Below are 17303 nucleotides of genomic sequence, written 5' to 3'. Positions count from 1 at the left end.
TATGACCAAAAGATTCTTCCCGGCTTCCGGCAAACAGAGCCTTCACGTTCCATATAGGACACTTTCATTTTGACAGAAGCCGTCATCGCGCTGAAAGACGTATCGCTGACGCTCGGCGAGGGCGCTTCGTCTGTCCATGTGCTCAAGGACGTCAGCCTCGAAGTGGGGCGCGGCGAGGCGACCGGCATCGTCGGCCCTTCGGGGTCCGGCAAGTCGACACTGTTGATGGTGCTGGCAGGCCTGGAACGGGTCGATTCGGGCACGGTACGAATCGCCGGCGAGCTGCTCAACGGCAAAAGCGAGGACCAAATTGCTTCGTTTCGTGGCCGAAACATTGGCATCGTCTTCCAGTCCTTCCACCTCATCCCCAATATGACGGCGCTCGAGAATGTCGCGGTGCCGCTGGAGCTGGCCGGCCATGCCGATCCGTTTTCGGTGGCGGCACGCGAACTGGCGGCGGTGGGCCTGAGCGACCGCGTCACCCATTATCCCGGCGAACTCTCCGGCGGCGAGCAGCAGCGCGTGGCGATCGCCCGGGCGCTGGCGCCGTCGCCGCGCATCCTTATCGCCGACGAGCCGACCGGCAATCTCGACCAGGCGACCGGGCGGCAGGTCGCCGACCTGCTGTTCGCCAAGGCGGCCGAGCGCGGCATGACGCTGGTGCTGGTCACCCACGATCCGGCGCTGGCGGCGCGTTGTTCGCGCCAGGTTTCGATGCGTTCGGGCCGGATTGAAACACCGGCGCCCCTGAAGGTCACCGCCTGATGCCGCTGGCGCAGACGCTGAAACTCGCGGTCCGCTTCTCGCTGCGCGAAATGCGCGGCGGCCTGTCCGGCTTCCTGATCTTCCTTGCCTGCATCGCGCTCGGCGTCGCGGCGATCGGCGGCGTCAATTCGGTTGCCCGCTCGATCAGCGCCGGCGTCGCCGATCAGGGCCAGACGCTGCTTGGCGGCGATCTCCGCTTCCAGATCAATCAGCGCGACGCCAGCCAGGCCGAGCGCGGCTTCCTCGACGGGCTCGGCACCGTTTCGCGCACCGCCAGCATGCGCTCGATGGCGCGGCTGGCCGACGGCTCGGATCAGGCACTGGTCGAGGCCAAGGCGGTCGACGACGCCTATCCGCTCTATGGCGCGCTGGAGACCGAACCGAAGCTGTCGAAGCAGGAACTGTTCGGCGAAGAATTCGGCGTCTTCGGCGCGGCCGCCCCCGATCTGCTGTTCGAACGGCTGCATCTCAAGCCCGGCGACCGGCTGAAGCTCGGCACGGCGACCTTCGAATTGCGCGCCAGACTGATCACCGAGCCGGATGCCGTGTCCGACGGTTTCGGCTTCGCGCCGAGGCTGATGATCTCGGCCGAAGGTCTGGCCGCCACCGGGCTGGTGCAACCAGGCAGCCTGGTCGAAAACGCCTACAAGATCCGGCTGCCGGCCGACGCCGGCGAGGCGGGGCTCAAGGCCATTCAGGATCAGGCGGCGCAAGACTTTCCCGAGGCCGGCTGGTCGATCCGCACGCGCGACAATGCGGCGCCGGCGCTGTCGTCCAACATCGAACGCTTCTCGCAATTCCTGACGCTGGTCGGGCTGACGGCGCTGGTGGTCGGCGGCGTCGGCGTCGCCAATGCGGTGCGCGCCTATCTCGACGGCAAGCGCGGCGTCATCGCCACCTTCAAGAGCCTCGGTGCTTCCGGCGGCTTCGTCTTTGCTGTCTATCTCGTGCAGATCCTGATCATTGCCGCCCTCGGCATCGCCGCCGGCCTGGTGCTCGGCGCGCTGATGCCGTTCGTGGCAAGTGCCGCCCTCCAATCCGTCATTCCGGTGCCGGCGCAGGGCGGCTTCTATCCTGGTGCGCTCGCCATGGCGGCGCTGTTCGGCCTGCTGGTAACGCTGGCCTTCGCGCTGCTGCCGCTCGGGCGCGCCCGCGACGTGCCGGCGACGGCACTGTTCCGCGAGATGGGGCTTGAAGGCCGCGGCCAGCCGCGGCCCGTCTATGTCGCTTCGGCGCTCGGCATCGCGCTGTTGCTGGCGGCGCTCGCCATCCTGTTCTCGGGCGACCAGCGCATCGCCTCGATCTTCGTCGGTGCCACCATCTTCGCCTTCCTGGTGCTGCGCCTGGTCGGCGCGCTGGTGCAATGGGCGGCGAGAAAAAGCCCGCGCGTGCGCTTCGTGGCGCTCAGGCTCGCCGTCGGCAACATCCACCGGCCGGGCGCCCTGACGCCGTCGGTGGTGCTGTCGCTGGGGCTCGGGCTGACGCTGCTGGTGACGCTGGCGCTGATTGACGGCAATCTGCGGCAGCAGATCTCCGGCAGCCTTTCGGAGCGGGCGCCGAACTTCTTCTTCGTCGACATCCAGGGCAGCGATGTCGATGCGTTCTCCGCGCTGATCGGCAAGGAGGCGCCAAAGGGGACGCTGGCCAAAGTGCCGATGCTGCGCGGCCGGGTGATGGCGCTCAACGGCGTCGATGTCGACAAGGTCAAGGTGCCGGCCGCAGGCGCCTGGGTGCTGAAAGGCGATCGCGGCCTGACCTATGATGCCAAACAACCGGAAAATGCGACGCTGACCGAGGGCAAATGGTGGCCGGACAATTATGCCGGCGAGCCGCTGGTTTCCTTCTCGGCGCATGAGGGCCAGGAGATCGGACTGAAGCTTGGCGACACCGTCACCGTCAATGTGCTCGGCCGCAACGTGACGGCAAAGATCGCCAATTTCCGTCAGGTCCAATGGGAAACGATGGGCATCAACTTCGTCATGGTGTTCTCGCCCAATACATTCGCTGGCGCCCCGCATGGCTGGATGGCGACGCTGACCGAAAAGAGTGCCACCACGGCCGACGACGCGCGCGTCCTCAATGCCGTCACCCGCGCCTTTCCCGCGGTGACGACGGTGCGGGTCAAGGACGCGCTCGATGTCGTCAACCGGCTGGTCGGGCAGCTCGGCACGGCGATTCGCGCGGCGGCCGGCGTGGCGCTGGTCGCTTCGGTGCTGGTGCTGGCCGGCGCGCTCGCCGCCGGCAACCGGGCGCGCATCCACGACGCGGTGGTGCTGAAGACGCTCGGCGCCACAAGGCGAACGCTGATCACGGCGTTCTCCCTCGAATACATGCTGATCGGACTGGCCACCGCCATCTTCGCGCTGGCGGCGGGCGGCATCGCGGCCTGGTACATTGTCGCCCGTATCATGACCCTGCCGTCGCATTTCATGCCGCAGGTGGCGGTGGCGACCATCGTCTTTGCGCTGGTGATCACCGTCGGCATCGGCCTCGCCGGCACCTGGCGGGTGCTCGGCCACAAGGCGGCGCCGGTGTTGCGCGAGCTGTAGTTCCGGGGCCGACGCCGCTATCGCGGATTAAATCTTGGTAAGGATGGCGGCTGGAAAGCCCGGGAATCCGCGTTTCGGCCCCTCACGAACCGTTACATCCGGTTACGGTCTTGTTCTTGACGCGAATAACCATCATATTTCGCCACAGGCATGCTGGAGCCCCGCCAGCGGCGCCTGGGTCCGGTGGATTTACGTCCCAACAGGATCTGACACCGGACGGGGCAGAAGCAATAGAGGACTACAATGGCTGAACCCATTCGCAACTTCCAGACGCGCGCCGTGCCCGGCGCAGCCGTCGACATCGACCAGGGCCTGCGCGCCTATATGATCAAGGTCTACAATCTGATGGGGCTTGGCCTCCTCATCACCGGCCTTGCCGCTGTCGGCACGATCATGCTGGCCACCACCACCGATCCGGCCTCGGCCGTCGCGACGCTGCCGAGCGGCGAGATGCTGACGTCGTTCGGCTACGCGATCTTCGGATCGCCGCTGCGCTGGGTGGTGATGCTGGCGCCGCTGGCCGCCGTGCTGTTCCTGTCGTTCCGCGTCCAATCGATGAGCGTTTCGGCGGCGCAGACGACCTTCTGGGTCTATGCCGGCCTCGTCGGCCTGTCACTGTCGTCGATCTTCCTGGTCTACACCACGGCCAGCATTTCGCAGACCTTCTTTGCCACCGCCGCCGCCTTCGGCGCGCTGTCGCTGTTCGGCTACACGACCAAGCGCGACCTGACGGCGATGGGCTCGTTCCTGATCATGGGCGTGTTCGGCATCATCATCGCGATGGTGATCAACATCTTCCTGCAGTCGTCGGCACTGTCCTTCGCCGTCTCGGCGATCGGCGTGCTGGTCTTCGCCGGCCTCACCGCCTACGACACGCAGAAGATCAAGGAGATGTATTTCGAGGGCGACGCTTCCGATGTCGCCGGCCGCAAGGCCATCATGGGCGCGCTGACGCTCTACCTCGACTTCATCAACCTGTTCATGTTCCTGCTGCAGTTCATGGGCGACCGCCGCTAAGGCTCCGCATCATGGTCTGACTGGACCATCGGGTTTGGAAAGGGCGGCCCAACGGCCGCCCTTTTCTTTTGCGCCGGCGTTTGCTGTTATCGAAGGCAGACAGAAGGCTTGCATAAAGAATGAGCAATATCGTGTTTCGGGCGGCCAGCGCCGCCGACCTCGACACCATCACCGAAATCTACGCCGACGCCGTGACACACGGAACGGCGAGCTACGAGCTGAAGCCGCCCAGCCGCGCCGAGATTGGCACGCGATTCGCCACGCTCACGGCCGGCGGCTTTCCTTATCTGGTGGCGGAGAAGGACGGCGCAGTGCTCGGCTACGCCTATGCCGGCACCTTCCGGCCGCGCCCGGCCTATCGCTTCATCGTCGAGGATTCGGTCTATGTCGCGCCTGATGCCAAGGGCCAGGGCATCGGTCTCCAGCTGATGCAAGCCTTGATCGCGGCGGCCGAGGCGGCGGGTTTTCGCCAGATCATCGCGGTGATCGGCGACGGCCATGCCGACAGCGCCTCGGTCAGGCTGCACGAAAAGCTCGGCTTTCGCCATTCAGGCCGGCTCGAAGGCTCCGGCTACAAGCACGGGCGCTGGCTGGACACGGTGTTCATGCAGTTGTCGCTGAATGGCGGTGCGTCGCTGCCGCCCGACCCGGTCTCGCTGCCGGAGCGGAAGTTTCGGGGGGATAAAGAAGAATTGAAGAACTGAGGAACTGGAGAACTGGAGAATTGAAGAACAATGGCGCTTACGTCAGGTATTGAGTGCCTTTTTCCTCAATTCCTCAATTCCTCAATTCCTCAATTCCTATTCCCGGCTCAGGCCTCGACCACTCTCAGCTTGCTGTCGAAGACGCCAAGCACGCGGCCGAGCTCCTGGCCGCGTTTGAGGATGCGGCCGCCGGCGGCGATGACGGCGAAGGCGCCTTGCTTGCGGGCCAGTTTCGGATCCTTGACGATCTGGAACAGCGGCACTTCGCTGGCGCGGCGGAAGACGGAAAACACCGCCCTGTCGGTCAAATGATCGATGGCGTAGTCGCGCCATTCATTGGCGGCGACCATGCGTCCGTAGAGCCTGAGGATCTGGTCCAGTTCACGCCGGTCGAAGCGCACCGGCTGGTCGAGGCGTGCGCTGCGCGCCTCGTGCAGCGGGATTAATATTGCGGATGCGTCACCATCCCCCGTCCCGCCGCTGTCGTCAGTCATGCCTCGATCCTTCAAAATGAATCTTTGCCAATCAAAATTGGCCCCTTCGCGCTGCAATTGCAAGAGCCGGCGAAGCGGTCGCGGCAGCGCGCCTTTTCGGTCACGTCCAGTCACGTTTGCAAACCGCATGTTGGAATTGGTGATGCTTCGCCACATTTCTGCCTCTTTTTATCCGCGCTCATGCCCCAATGTCCGACGAATTTACCGGCGTTGCCTGAGACGGTTCGGTCCGGCACCGGCTCGTAAACCCCAAGCCCCCCGCCCACGGGTCTGCGTCGGATCGAACCAACCTCGGTTTTTCCTTGGAAAAATCGGGTGCGACGATCCCAAAACTTCAATGACCGGCGTCAGAAGCAAGCTGACGTCGGTTTTTTCATGCCTGAAGGTCCGGATCGATCGTGATGTTATCGGCGCCGTCGATCCATGCCGCGACATTGCCCGAAGAACGCGCCGGTTCAGAATAAGCGGTCGCACGAGTTGGCGTCGGTCAGGCCCGGGTCGAGAGCGCCCGATCCTGGACCGCTTTTACATATAGCAAATGTCACGGCATGGATCCTCGGGTCTCCGCGACGGAGCTTCGCCCCTGCTCCGCCCGTGGATGACGAAGGCAAGGCCGTTTTCGGCGATTGCGTTACGGCTTGTGGATGAAGGCAGCGCCGAGAATCGGCCCTGGCATGCCGTCCTTGCCGACCGACTGCAAAAGCACGGCGCAGCCGCCCTTCTTGGTGATCTCGCTCATCGGCAATTCATAGCGCTGCGCCTTGCCGTGCCACATGCCGGCGGTCTGGATGCTGGTGACGGCGTTCCAATAGGTCATCTTGCGGCCGGAGTTCTCGCCCTGGGCGATCTTGACCGTCTGCGGCGGCTCGAAATAAACGATGACGACATGGGCGTCGCTCGGACCGGCGCCGGCATCGCCGGCATCGATGATCACGCGGTCGCTGGTGCGGCTGACCTTGACGGGCACACGCATGCCTTCGCCGGATTTCGCCATGCGGGCCAGCGCGCCGTCGACCTCGCCGCGATTGGCACCGTTGACATGCGCGCGGCCATTGAGGACCGCTTGCGGCGTATAGACGGAGCGACTGCCGAAGGCGCGCATGTAATCATATTGCCGCTCGGTGTTTTCCTTGCGGCTGAGCGTGTCCTTCCAGCCGAGATAGTCCCAATAGTCGACGTGATAGGAGAGCGCGACAATGTCTTCCCTGGTCGCAAGTTCGGCGAAGAAGGCATCGGCCGGCGGGCAGGAGTTGCAGCCCTGGCTGGTGAACAGTTCGACCACGCCGAGCGGCCTGTCGGGCGAGGGTTTTTCGGCCTGGATCCCTTCGGCGTCGCCGGCATGGCCGGCACCGGCAAACGCCGAGAAGGCCAGCGCGAAGGCTGCCAGCCAAAGTGATCTTCGCCAGGCCATGATCATTCCAATTCCCGCCGGTGGCGCCGGCTTTGTTCTGATTGTCTGAAATATGTGGCAGAAGCGGAAGTCAACGGGAAGTCACGTTGCGGTGAAATTTTTGCCGTTGCAGCCGCAGCTAAGGCCGCAATAGGAGGGACCCTGCATTTCACGACGCGGTTCGATCGAGGGCTGGCATCATCATCATGTGGCAAACTCTCCTGATCCCTGCCGATCTCTATTGCGAGCGGACCGGGCCTGGACTTTGGGCCGAGCCCGCCAATGCTTTGACCAACCTTGCTTTCATTGCCGCGGGATTATGGGGTGTGCGGGAAGTACGCCGATGCGAGGCCGGCACTTTCGCCGCGGTACTGGCCTGGTGGGTGGTGGCGATCGGCATCGGCTCGACGATCTTCCATACCTTTGCCACCAGGGGCACGATCTGGGCCGATATCCTGCCGATTGCCGGCTTCACCCTCGCCTATACGCTGTTCAATCTGCGCCGCTTCCTCGGCATGGAATGGGGCAAGGCGATGGTGGTCTTGGTCGTCTTCCATGCGGTGGCCGGCGCGACAGGTTTCGCCGTGCCGGGCTGGCTGCGCCTGGCATCGAACGGCACGACGAGCTACCTGCCGCCGTTCCTGGCGCTGGCCTTCTTCGGCATCTGGGTGACGGCACGCGGCAACCGGGCCGGCTGGTACAATCTGGCGGGGTCGGCGATCTTCGTGGTGTCCGCCTTCTGCCGGATGATCGACCCGATGGTCTGCGCCAGCTTTCCGCTCGGCACGCATTTCCTGTGGCACATCCTCAACGGGCTGATGCTGGGGGTGCTGCTGGCGGCGGTGGCGCGGTTTGGGGGCGCCGAAAGGCAGTAGGCAGTAGGCAGTAGGGGCCTTATTCCCTACTGCCTAAGCCCCATTTCCTTGATGCCTTATGCAGCCAGATCGCGCAGCACGTACTGCAAGATGCCGCCGTTCTTGAAGTAGTCGAGCTCGTCCAGCGTATCGATGCGGCAGACGATCGGCACGTTCTTCACCGTGCCGTCGCCATAGGTGATCTTGGCGGTCATCGTCTGGCGCGGCTTGATGGTGCTCAGCCCGTCGATCTCGACCAGTTCGTCGCCCTTGAGGTTGAGCGAGGCCCAGGACGTGCCTTCCTCGAAGACGAAGGGGATGACCCCCATGCCGACCAGGTTCGAGCGATGGATGCGCTCGAAGGACTGGGCGATGACCGCGCGGACACCAAGGAGATTTGTTCCCTTGGCCGCCCAGTCGCGCGACGAGCCGTTGCCGTATTCGACGCCGGCGAAGATGACCAGCGGCACGCCTTCCTTCTTGTACTCCATCGCCGCATCGTAGATCGATTCCTCTTCCTTCGACGGGTAGTGGATCGTGTAGCCGCCCTCGCGGCCGTTCTCGCCCAGCATGTGGTTGCGGATGCGGATGTTGGCGAAGGTGCCGCGCATCATCACCTCATGATTGCCGCGCCGCGTGCCGTACTGGTTGAAATCGGCGACGCCGACGCCATGGTCGGTGAGATACTTGCCGGCCGGGGAGGCGGCCTTGATCGAACCCGCCGGCGAGATATGGTCGGTGGTGATCTTGTCGCCGAACAGGCCGAGCACGCGGGCGCCCTTGATGTCGCCGATCTTGCCGAAACCTGATGTCATGCCGGCGAAATAGGGCGGGTTCTGCACATAGGTCGAATTGTCATCCCAGGCATAGGTCTGGCCTTCCGGTGCCTGCACCTTCTGCCAATGCTCGTCGCCCTTGAAGACGTCGGCATATTTGCGGGCGAACAGCTCGCGGGTGACGTTCTTTTCGATGAACTCCTGGATCTCGGCCGAGCTCGGCCAGATGTCCTTGAGGTAGACCGGATTGCCGTTCTTGTCCTCGCCGAGCGGTTCGGTGGTGAGGTCCTTGGTGACGGTGCCGGCCAGCGCATGCGCCACGACCAGAGGCGGCGACGCCAGATAGTTGGCCTGCACGTCGGGCGAGACGCGGCCTTCGAAGTTGCGGTTGCCGGACAAGACCGCGGCAGCAATCAGACCTTTGTCGTTGATGGTCTTGGAGATCGGCCCAGGCAGCGGGCCGGAATTGCCGATGCAGGTGGTGCAGCCGAAGCCGACCAGGTTGAAGCCGATCTGGTCGAGCTCCTTCTGCAGGCCTGACTTCTCCAGATATTCGGCGACGACCTGGCTGCCGGGGGCGAGCGAGGTCTTCACCCACGGCTTCTGCTTGAGACCGAGGCGGTTGGCGTTGCGGGCCAGAAGGCCGGCGCCGATCAGCACGCTCGGGTTCGAGGTGTTGGTGCACGACGTGATGGCAGCAATGACGACGTCGCCATGGCCGAGATCATGGTCGGTGCCTTCGACGGCGTAGCGCTTGGAAATCTCCGCCGCCTTCTTGTATTCGGTCTCCATCGCCTTGGCGAAGCCGGCCGGGATGCCTTCCAGCGGGACACGGCCTTCGGGGCGCTTGGGGCCGGCCATGGACGGCACGACGTCGCCGAGGTCGAGCTCGAGCAGGTCGGTGAAGACCGGGTCGGCGGAGCCCGCTTCGCGCCACATGCCTTGCGCTCTGGAATAGGCCTCGACCAGCGCGATGCGGCTTTCCTCGCGGCCGGACATGGTCAAATAGCGGATGGTTTCGCTATCGACCGGGAAGAAGCCGCAGGTGGCGCCATATTCGGGCGCCATGTTGCCGATGGTGGCACGGTCGGCGAGCGTCATGTTAGAGAGGCCCGGGCCGAAGAACTCGACGAACTTGCCAACGACGCCCTTCTTGCGCAGCATCTGGGTGACGGTCAGCACCAGGTCGGTGGCGGTGACCCCTTCTTTCAGCTTGCCGGTGAGGCGGAATCCGATCACTTCGGGCAAGAGCATGGAGACCGGCTGGCCGAGCATGGCCGCCTCGGCCTCGATGCCGCCGACGCCCCAGCCGAGAACGCCAAGGCCGTTGATCATGGTGGTGTGCGAATCGGTGCCGACGCAGGTGTCGGGATAGGCTGTCGTTTCACCGTCCTCGGTGTTGGTCCACACGACCTGGCCGAGATATTCGAGGTTGACCTGGTGGCAGATGCCGGTGCCGGGCGGCACGACGCGGAAGTTGCGGAACGCCTGCTGGCCCCATTTCAGGAACTTGTAGCGTTCCTCGTTGCGCTCATATTCAAGCTCGACATTGCGGGCGAAGGCCAGCGGCGTGCCGAACTCGTCGACGATGACGGAATGATCGATGACGAGGTCGACCGGGACCAGCGGGTTGATCTTCTGGGGGTCGCCGCCGAGTGAGGCCATGGCGTCGCGCATGGCGGCCAGATCGACCACGGCCGGAACGCCGGTGAAATCCTGCATCAAGACGCGGGCCGGGCGGTAGGCGATCTCGACGCCGGCGGTGCCCTTGTCGGTCAGCCAGCCGGCCACCGCCTGGATCGAGTCCTTGGTGACGGAGCGGCCGTCCTCGTTGCGCAAGAGGTTCTCCAGCAGCACCTTCATCGAATAGGGCAGCTGGGCGATGCCGGTGAGGCCGTTCTTCTCGGCCTCGACGAGGTCGAAATAGACATATTCCGCATCGCCCGCTTTCAGCGTGCGGCGGCAATTGAAACTATCGAGGGATTTTGACACGTGCGATCCGTCCTTGTCTGTTCAGCCTGAAAGGGAACGGACGCCGATGGCATGCAATCACGCGCAAAGGTGCGGGTACGGCCATTTCCGCTGTCCGTTCCCAAGCAACCCGAGCCGTTCAAGGCGGCGCGTGCGCTGGTTCGGCGCTAATTCTGTTCCCGCGCCGACCGCTGGCACGGATGCACCGCATATAGAGAATTTTCTGGAATAGTTCTAGACAGTCAAAAAGCAAATTTGTGCGATGCGGCAGCGACCGCGGAACATTGTTTTCGGGGCAGGCGAGGGATGCGGCTTATCGCCGAAAATCTGGGCGGCGAACGCGGCGGCGAGGCGGTTTTTTCCGGCATCGGCTTTGCGCTCGATCAGGGTCAGGCGCTGGTCGTCACCGGGCCGAACGGATCGGGCAAATCGACCTTGCTCCGGATCATCGCCGGGCTGCTGCCGAAGGCCGAAGGCCGGCTGCTGCTCGAGAACGGCGGCGATGACTTTCCGTCGATCGCTTCGGCCTGCCATTATCTCGGACACCAGAACGCGATGAAGACGGCGCTCAGCGTCGTCGAAAACCTGCGCTTCTGGCGCGATTTCAATGGAAGTGGCGATTCGGGCGTCGAAGAGGCGCTGGAGACGGTCGGGCTCGGCGGTATCGGCCATCTGCCGTTCGGCTATCTCTCGACCGGGCAGCGGCGACGCGCGGCGATCGCCAAGCTTTTGGTCAGCCACCGGCCGCTGTGGCTGCTCGACGAGCCGACGGCGGGACTGGACAAGGCGTCGGAGGCGCGGTTCGCGGGGCTGATGATGAAGCATTGCATGGCTGGTGGGATGATCGTCGCGGCGACGCATTTGCCGCTGGGATTGGATGGGGCTAAGGAATTGAGGATGGGGGAAGCCGGTTGATGGCGGTGCGAGGCGCCCCCCTCTGTCCTGCCGGACATCTCCCCCACGAGGGGGGAGATTGGATGGCGCCCAGGCTTTCGCCAATCCCCTCCGTCGCAAAGACAAGCGAGGCGCCGAAGCTGCCAATCTTCCCCCAAGTGGGGGAGAGGGCCGGCAGGCAAGAGGGGGGCGTGACAAAACGCCAACCTCAACAAAGGACCACATCGTAATGTGGTCCCTCTTCGCCCGTGACATCCGCCTCAACATCCGCGCCGGCGGCGGGGCGTTGACCGGCGTCATCTTCTTCCTTGCCGTCATCGCCACCATCCCGTTCGGCGTCGGGCCGGACCTGAAGCTGCTTTCCCGCATCGGCCCGGCGATCCTGTGGATCGGCGCGCTGCTCGCCTGCCTGCTCGGGCTCGACCGGCTGTTCCAGGCCGACCGCGAGGACGGCTCGCTCGATCTGCTGGTGCTCGGCAACGACCGGAACATGCTGGCGCTGACGGTGCTGGTGAAATGCCTGGCGCATTGGGCGGGCAGCGTTCTGCCGCTGGTCGTCGCCGCCCCCTTGCTCGGCCTGTTCATGAACATGGAGCCGCTCGGCATCGGCGCGACGGCGCTGACGCTGCTGGTCGGCACGCCGGCCATCACCTTCATTGGCGCCGCTGGTGCCGCCGTGGCGGTGGCGCTGCCGCGCGGCGGGCTTCTGATCTCGGTGCTGGTGCTGCCGCTGACCATTCCGGTGCTGATCTTCGGCGTTTCGGCGAGCTATGGCGCGACGGCCGATCCCGATCCTTTCCTGCAGCCCTTCCTCATTCTTGCCGCGCTGACGCTGTTTCTTGGTGTGCTGGGGCCGGCCTCGGCAGCGCTGGCGCTGCGCCACGGAACCGATTGAGCGAGGGTCGGCATGGTTTGCGCGACATCAAGGGCGGCGGCGCGGCGGCCACGTATGTTTGAAACCATGGCGCGTTGCGCAGCCATGGGCATGTCGCTAAGGGAAAGCATGATCGAACGAGGCAGACGGCTGGAAAGAGGCACGCCGATGGAGCGGCAGGCATGAGTGCGCACGCCCTCTATGTCACGGCCGCCTATGGCATCACGGCGGTTGCTCTGGCCGGGCTGATCGGCTGGATCCTGCTCGATCAAAAGGGGCGCAAGCGCGATCTTGCCGAGCTGGAAGCAGCCGGCGTGCGGCGGCGTTCCGACAAGGCGGAGGCGGAGAAGTCGTGAGCGGCGAGACCGAAACACCGACGCGCGGCCGCCGCCTGTTCGTCCTGTTGCCGCTGCTGGTCTTCCTCGGCCTTGCGGGCCTGTTTCTGTGGCAGCTGTTGTCGGGACGCGATGTCTCGGAAGTGCCCTCGGCGCTGATCGGGCTGCCGGCGCCGCAGACCAATCTGCCGGCGCTGGAGGGGTCAAACCTGCCGGGCCTCGATTCCAGGGCGTTCGCCGGCAAGGTCACGCTGGTCAACGTGTTCGCGTCATGGTGCGCACCGTGCCGCGAAGAGCACCCGGTGCTTTTGGCGCTGTCGCAGGACAAGCGGTTCACCATGGCGGCGCTGAACTACAAGGACCGGCCGGAAAATGCCCGCCGGTTCCTCGGCGATCTCGGCAATCCGTTCCAGGCCATCGGCGTCGACGAAGCCGGCCGCACCGCGATCGACTGGGGCGTCTACGGCGTGCCGGAAACCTTCGTCATCGGCAAGGACGGCAGAATCGCCTACAAGCATGTCGGCCCGCTGACGGCGGAAGCGGCGCGGGATTTGTTGCTGCCGCAGATCGACAAGGCATTGGCCGCACCGGGTTAGGCGATAGCGCCAGTCCCCTCATCCGGCGGCTACGCGGCCACCTTCTCCCCGTGGGGAGAAGAGGCTGGTGCTTGTGCCGGGTCCCTCTCCCCTTGGGGAGAGGTCGGATTGCCCGAATTGCCCTTGCAATTCGGTTTGGCAATCCGGGTGAGGGGGCAGTGCCCGCCGTCCAGAAAACGGACTGGAAAGGTCAGCCGTAGATCTGCTTGTGGATCTGGTAGAGCATTTCCGAGCGGTCGGCGCGCATGTCGGCCAGATCGCGGCTGGAGAAGCTGTCGATTTCGGCGACGAGGCGGTTGTAGTGCTTGCGCTTGGCGATGTTGTTGCGAGCGCGGGTCATGAGATCGTTGAAGATCATAGCAAGGGTCCTTCTTTGCCGCATTCTGGCGGCGGTTTCTTCCTCCCTTGGTCAATACGGAACATGACATAGGAATGGTGCGTTGCAAAAAGAAGATGTTGCAATGCACCATTGCACGCAGCGCATAGCCGGTTAATCGTGTCCTAAGGCATCCTGGTTGGATGATCGGGGCTGGAACCGCCTGGGCGGCGGGTTGCTCTCCGTTTTGTCATACAAATTGCGAAGGCCGCGTCTTGCCAGATCGATCGCGGGCTGGCTTGATCCGGCATCACGTGATGCCGGGAGGAAATGCATGGCGGCCGCAGACTATTACGAAATTCTCGATCCGCGCTTCGCGCGGCTGTTCAACGGCAATGCGCAGGTGGAGAAGCTGTTCACCGGATGCCGCTGGGCGGAAGGGCCGGCCTGGTTCGCCGCCGGGCGCTACGTCGTCTGGTCCGACATCCCGAACAACCGCATGCTGCGCTATGACGAGACCGACGGCAGCGTCAGCGTCTTCCGCCAGCCTTCGGGCAATTCCAACGGCAACACCGTCGACCGGCAGGGCCGGCTGGTCACCTGCGAGCATTCGGGCCGCCGCGTCAGCCGCACGGAGTATGACGGCTCGGTCACCACCATTGCCGCCAAATGGAAGGGCAAGCGGTTGAACTCGCCCAACGACGTGGTGGTGAAGTCCGACGGCTCGATCTGGTTCACCGACCCAAGCTACGGCATCGACACCGACTATGAAGGCGACAAGGCCGAGAGCGAGATCGGCGCCTGCTACGTCTATCGGGTCGACCCCGACAGCGGCGAGATCGAGGCCGTCATCACCGACATGGTGCGGCCCAACGGGCTCGCCTTCTCGCTGGATGAAAGCCTGCTCTATGTCGTCGACACCGGCCGCACGCACGGCGCTGAGAACCCGGCGCATATGCGGGTGTTCAACGTCGGCAAGCACGGCAAGAAGGTTTCCGGCGGCAAGGTCTTCGCCGACTGCACCGCCGGCCTGTTCGACGGCTTCCGGCTCGACGCCGACGGACGCATCTGGACCAGCGCCGCGGACGGCATCCATTGCTACGATCCCGACGGCACGCTGATCGGCAAGGTCAAGGTGCCGGAGGTGACCGCCAATTGCGTGTTCGGCGGCGCCAAGCTGAACTGCCTCTACATCGCCGGCACCACCTCGCTCTATTCGGTGCGGCTGATGGTGAACGGAGCCAAGACTTTTTGAGCGAGACCGTTTGGAAATTCTACCCTGGCGGCCATCTGAAGGCGTTTTCTGCGCTTCCGGTGCTCACGGACCCAAATGTCCGCTGCGCTCCGGTTCTCGAAACCACCATCATATGTCTCGCCAGAGCGAATTTCGAAACGGCCTCTCAGCGGCGTTAGTTATTTGAAGGGGAGGGCGTCATGCCATTCGTCAACATCCGTATCGTCAAGGAAGTGATCGCCGCCGATCCGGCAGGCAAGAAGGCTGACATCGCCAAGAAAGTCACGGCGGCCATCATGGAAGCCACCGGGCTTGGCAATGACGATGTCTGGGTGGTTTTCGAAGAGGTCAACGCCCGCGACTGGTATGTCGGCAAGACCGATGTGGAGACATTGCGGAAGCGGTAGGTCTTGCCTTCTCCCCTTGTGGGAGAAGGTGGCCTCGCGAAGCGAGGTCGGATGAGGGGTGTTGGAAGGATCGCGACTTTGTAAAAGTAAGCGCTTAGAATCCTTCGATCTTTTCAAGTCTCACTCCGCTGGAACACCCCTCATCCGTCTCGGCGCTGCGCGCCGATCCACCTTCTCGCACAGGGGAGAAGGGAAAGACTGTGCCGCTCAACGCGAGCGGATGAAATCCGCGAAAGCAGATAGCGCATTGCACATTGCCAGCACGTTCACCGGCTCCGCCAGGATGCCGTCCACCTCCGGTGGCTTTTTCCCGAGCAGGGCAATTTCCAGCCCATCCTCATAAAGCGCGAAGGACATCGTCCGCATAATCTCGGCCAAAGCGGCACGGGCGAACAGCGAGCGCGGCGAGGCGTGCACTGGCATGGCGGGCTTGGCGACGGCGGCGTCGCGCGAGACCAGCCAGTCGAGCGCGTTCTTCAGCCCGCCCGGCACGCCATGGGCATATTCGGGACAGGAGACGATGACGCCATCGGCGCCGGTGACGGCGTCGATCAGCTTGGCCGCTTCGCGCGGCGTGCGCTCGCCCTCGTCATCGGGATTGAAGATCGGCAGACGGCCGAGCCCGTCATAGATTGTGACCTGGCAGCCTGCGGGCGCATTGCGCGCCAGTGCCGCGACCAGGGCCGAATTGGTGGAGGCGGCACGCAGGCTGCCGGAGATGGCGAGGAGGTTCAGCACAGGGTGGGACCGGTTCGGCGCGAATCGCGTCGGGAAAACTACCACATCGTCTGCTTGTATTCCTCGTCGAGCCAGCGGTCGGTCGCCTCGGCCGAATCGGCAACCACCAGCTGGTCGCGCAGGATCTGGCCGAGCGTCGGCAGCGTGGCGCGGTCGTACCAGGTGTCGGGCTTCCACAGATCGGAGCGCATGAAGGCCTTGGCGCAATGCATGTAGGCGGCCTTGACTGTGACCACGATGACGCTTTGCGGCTCCTTGCCATCGACGGCGAGGCGCTCGCGCAAACCGGCATCGACGGTGATGCGGGCATCGCCATTGACGCGCAGCGTCTCGTTCATGCCGGGGATCAGGAAGAGCAGGCCGACCGAGGGATTGCGCAGGATGTTCTCCAGCGTGTCCAGCCGGTTGTTGCCGGGTCGGTCGGGGATGGCGATGGTCCTGTCGTCGAGAATGGCGGCGAAGCCGGGCTTGTCGCCCTTCGGCGTCACGTCGGCATTGCCTTGGCCGTCGGACGATCCGATCAGCACGAAGGGGCTTTTGCCGATGAAGGAGCGGCAGTGGCCGTCGAGTGCCTTCAGCTCCTTGCGGATCGAGCCGTCGGTCGGGCGCGGCGTCTTGTAGATCGTCCGCAGCTCTTCACGCGTGGTGACGAATTCCATGGCTCTCCCCCTGTTTGCAGGGCGCTACTTGCCGGCCTTTTCTTCCCCGCCTTCTTTATCGTCCAGCGAATGGCGCAGGATCAGCGGCATCTGGCTGAAGGTGAACAGAAGCGTGATCGGCATGATGCCCCAGACCTTGAAGGTAACCCAGGCATCGGTGGAAAAATTGCGCCACACCACTTCATTGACGATGGCCAGGAACAGGAAGAACAGGCCCCAGCGGAAGGTGAGCTTGCGCCAGCCTTCGGCATCGAGCCTGAAGGCCGAATCGAAGACATAGCCAAGCAGCGACCTGCCGAAGTAGAGGCCGCCAAGCAGCACGCCGCCGAACAGCGTGTTGACGATGGTCGGCTTCATCTTGATGAAGATGTCGTCCTGCAGATAGAGCGTCAGCGCGCCGAAGATGAAGACCACGACGCCCGAGACCATGGGCATGATCGGCAAGGTGCGCGTCAGCAGCCATGAGGCGATCAGCGCGATGGCCGTGGCGGCCATGAACAGGCCGGTGGCGACGAAGATCGGGCCGCCGAATTCGGCCAAAACAGGGAATTTCTGCACCAGCCACTCGCCGCGCGCATTGGCGAAGAAGAAGACCAGCAGCGGTCCTAGCTCCAGCGCCAGCTTGAGCACGGGATTGACGCCTTCCTTCTTCTCTTTCTGCGGGTCGGACGGATCGCGTTCGAGAATGGGTGGGTTCATGATCTTCCTTCTTACGCACGATCCCGTTGAA

Annotated in this window: 18 protein-coding genes; 11 read left to right on the top strand and 7 right to left on the bottom strand. The window is 64.0% G+C overall.

Annotation, left to right across the window (positions count from 1 at the left end):
• The first annotated feature begins 69 nt into the window (after window positions 1-69).
• The 4 genes from CK228_RS20065 to CK228_RS20050 all read left to right on the top strand — a co-directional run bounded on the left by CK228_RS20065 (window position 70) and on the right by CK228_RS20050 (window position 5035).
• Window positions 70-765, top strand: coding sequence for an ABC transporter ATP-binding protein (locus CK228_RS20065; protein ID WP_095788953.1), 696 nt, complete (start codon window positions 70-72; stop codon window positions 763-765).
• Window positions 765-3314: an ABC transporter permease gene (locus tag CK228_RS20060; protein WP_095788952.1), complete on the top strand. Its 2550-nt coding sequence runs from the start codon at window positions 765-767 to the stop codon at window positions 3312-3314. Before CK228_RS20065 ends, CK228_RS20060 begins: the two co-directional genes overlap by 1 nt.
• Window positions 3315-3557: 243 nt before the next feature.
• Entirely contained in the window at window positions 3558-4331 is a 774-nt protein-coding gene (locus CK228_RS20055; protein ID WP_095788951.1) for a Bax inhibitor-1/YccA family protein, read from the top strand.
• Between the two features lie 119 nt (window positions 4332-4450).
• Complete coding sequence (locus tag CK228_RS20050; RefSeq protein ID WP_095788950.1) at window positions 4451-5035, top strand: GNAT family N-acetyltransferase; 585 nt, start codon at window positions 4451-4453, stop codon at window positions 5033-5035.
• Between the two features lie 107 nt (window positions 5036-5142).
• Here CK228_RS20050 and CK228_RS20045 read toward each other — a convergent pair whose 3' ends face one another.
• Window positions 5143-5529, bottom strand: coding sequence for a DUF2794 domain-containing protein (locus CK228_RS20045; protein ID WP_027055166.1), 387 nt, complete (start codon window positions 5527-5529; stop codon window positions 5143-5145).
• A 631-nt stretch (window positions 5530-6160) separates the two neighbouring features.
• A complete protein-coding gene (locus CK228_RS20040; RefSeq protein ID WP_095774823.1) occupies window positions 6161-6946 on the bottom strand; it encodes a thioredoxin family protein in 786 nt (261 codons plus the stop codon).
• A gap of 179 nt (window positions 6947-7125) precedes the next feature.
• Between CK228_RS20040 and CK228_RS20035 the strand changes: the two genes are divergently transcribed.
• Window positions 7126-7794, top strand: a complete 669-nt coding sequence (locus tag CK228_RS20035; RefSeq protein ID WP_095788949.1) for a ceramidase domain-containing protein — start codon at window positions 7126-7128, stop codon at window positions 7792-7794.
• A gap of 56 nt (window positions 7795-7850) precedes the next feature.
• On the opposite strand, the gene acnA is transcribed toward CK228_RS20035, so the two are convergent.
• Window positions 7851-10541, bottom strand: a complete 2691-nt coding sequence (acnA, locus tag CK228_RS20030) for an aconitate hydratase AcnA (protein WP_095788948.1) — start codon at window positions 10539-10541, stop codon at window positions 7851-7853.
• A 285-nt stretch (window positions 10542-10826) separates the two neighbouring features.
• On the opposite strand from acnA, the gene ccmA reads away from it, so the two are divergent.
• From ccmA to CK228_RS20005, 4 genes are all read left to right on the top strand, one after another.
• The gene (gene ccmA / locus CK228_RS20025; RefSeq protein ID WP_095788947.1) at window positions 10827-11435 is read left to right on the top strand and encodes a heme ABC exporter ATP-binding protein CcmA; all 609 of its coding nucleotides are present in this window, start codon (window positions 10827-10829) and stop codon (window positions 11433-11435) included.
• A 208-nt stretch (window positions 11436-11643) separates the two neighbouring features.
• Window positions 11644-12309 (top strand): heme exporter protein CcmB, encoded by a 666-nt coding sequence (ccmB, locus tag CK228_RS20015; RefSeq protein WP_095774818.1) that lies wholly within the window; start codon window positions 11644-11646, stop codon window positions 12307-12309.
• A 161-nt stretch (window positions 12310-12470) separates the two neighbouring features.
• The gene (ccmD, locus tag CK228_RS20010) at window positions 12471-12644 is read left to right on the top strand and encodes a heme exporter protein CcmD (RefSeq protein WP_095774817.1); all 174 of its coding nucleotides are present in this window, start codon (window positions 12471-12473) and stop codon (window positions 12642-12644) included.
• Complete coding sequence (locus CK228_RS20005; protein ID WP_095788945.1) at window positions 12641-13219, top strand: DsbE family thiol:disulfide interchange protein; 579 nt, start codon at window positions 12641-12643, stop codon at window positions 13217-13219. The genes ccmD and CK228_RS20005 overlap by 4 nt, the downstream gene beginning before the upstream one ends.
• A 190-nt stretch (window positions 13220-13409) precedes the next feature.
• On the opposite strand, the gene CK228_RS20000 is transcribed toward CK228_RS20005, so the two are convergent.
• Window positions 13410-13577, bottom strand: a complete 168-nt coding sequence (locus CK228_RS20000; RefSeq protein ID WP_019862058.1) for a hypothetical protein — start codon at window positions 13575-13577, stop codon at window positions 13410-13412.
• A 292-nt stretch (window positions 13578-13869) separates the two neighbouring features.
• Between CK228_RS20000 and CK228_RS19995 the strand changes: the two genes are divergently transcribed.
• The gene (locus tag CK228_RS19995; RefSeq protein WP_095788944.1) at window positions 13870-14790 is read left to right on the top strand and encodes an SMP-30/gluconolactonase/LRE family protein; all 921 of its coding nucleotides are present in this window, start codon (window positions 13870-13872) and stop codon (window positions 14788-14790) included.
• A 179-nt stretch (window positions 14791-14969) separates the two neighbouring features.
• Window positions 14970-15176, top strand: a complete 207-nt coding sequence (locus CK228_RS19990) for a 4-oxalocrotonate tautomerase family protein (protein WP_095788943.1) — start codon at window positions 14970-14972, stop codon at window positions 15174-15176.
• Between the two features lie 207 nt (window positions 15177-15383).
• Here CK228_RS19990 and CK228_RS19985 read toward each other — a convergent pair whose 3' ends face one another.
• Genes CK228_RS19985 through CK228_RS19975 form a run of 3 tightly spaced genes read right to left on the bottom strand, consistent with a single transcriptional unit; the run spans window position 15384 to window position 17272 of the window.
• Window positions 15384-15914, bottom strand: coding sequence for an NADPH-dependent FMN reductase (locus CK228_RS19985; RefSeq protein WP_095788942.1), 531 nt, complete (start codon window positions 15912-15914; stop codon window positions 15384-15386).
• A 38-nt stretch (window positions 15915-15952) separates the two neighbouring features.
• Window positions 15953-16573, bottom strand: coding sequence for a pyridoxamine 5'-phosphate oxidase family protein (locus tag CK228_RS19980; protein ID WP_095788941.1), 621 nt, complete (start codon window positions 16571-16573; stop codon window positions 15953-15955).
• A 24-nt stretch (window positions 16574-16597) separates the two neighbouring features.
• Window positions 16598-17272: a septation protein A gene (locus CK228_RS19975; RefSeq protein ID WP_095774812.1), complete on the bottom strand. Its 675-nt coding sequence runs from the start codon at window positions 17270-17272 to the stop codon at window positions 16598-16600.
• Window positions 17273-17303 lie beyond the last annotated feature (31 nt).

This window comes from Mesorhizobium sp. WSM4312, assembly GCF_002294875.1.
Classification (GTDB): Bacteria; Pseudomonadota; Alphaproteobacteria; order Rhizobiales; family Rhizobiaceae; genus Mesorhizobium.
Note: the sequence above shows the minus strand (reverse complement) of the source record. Positions and strands in the feature narration are given on the sequence as shown.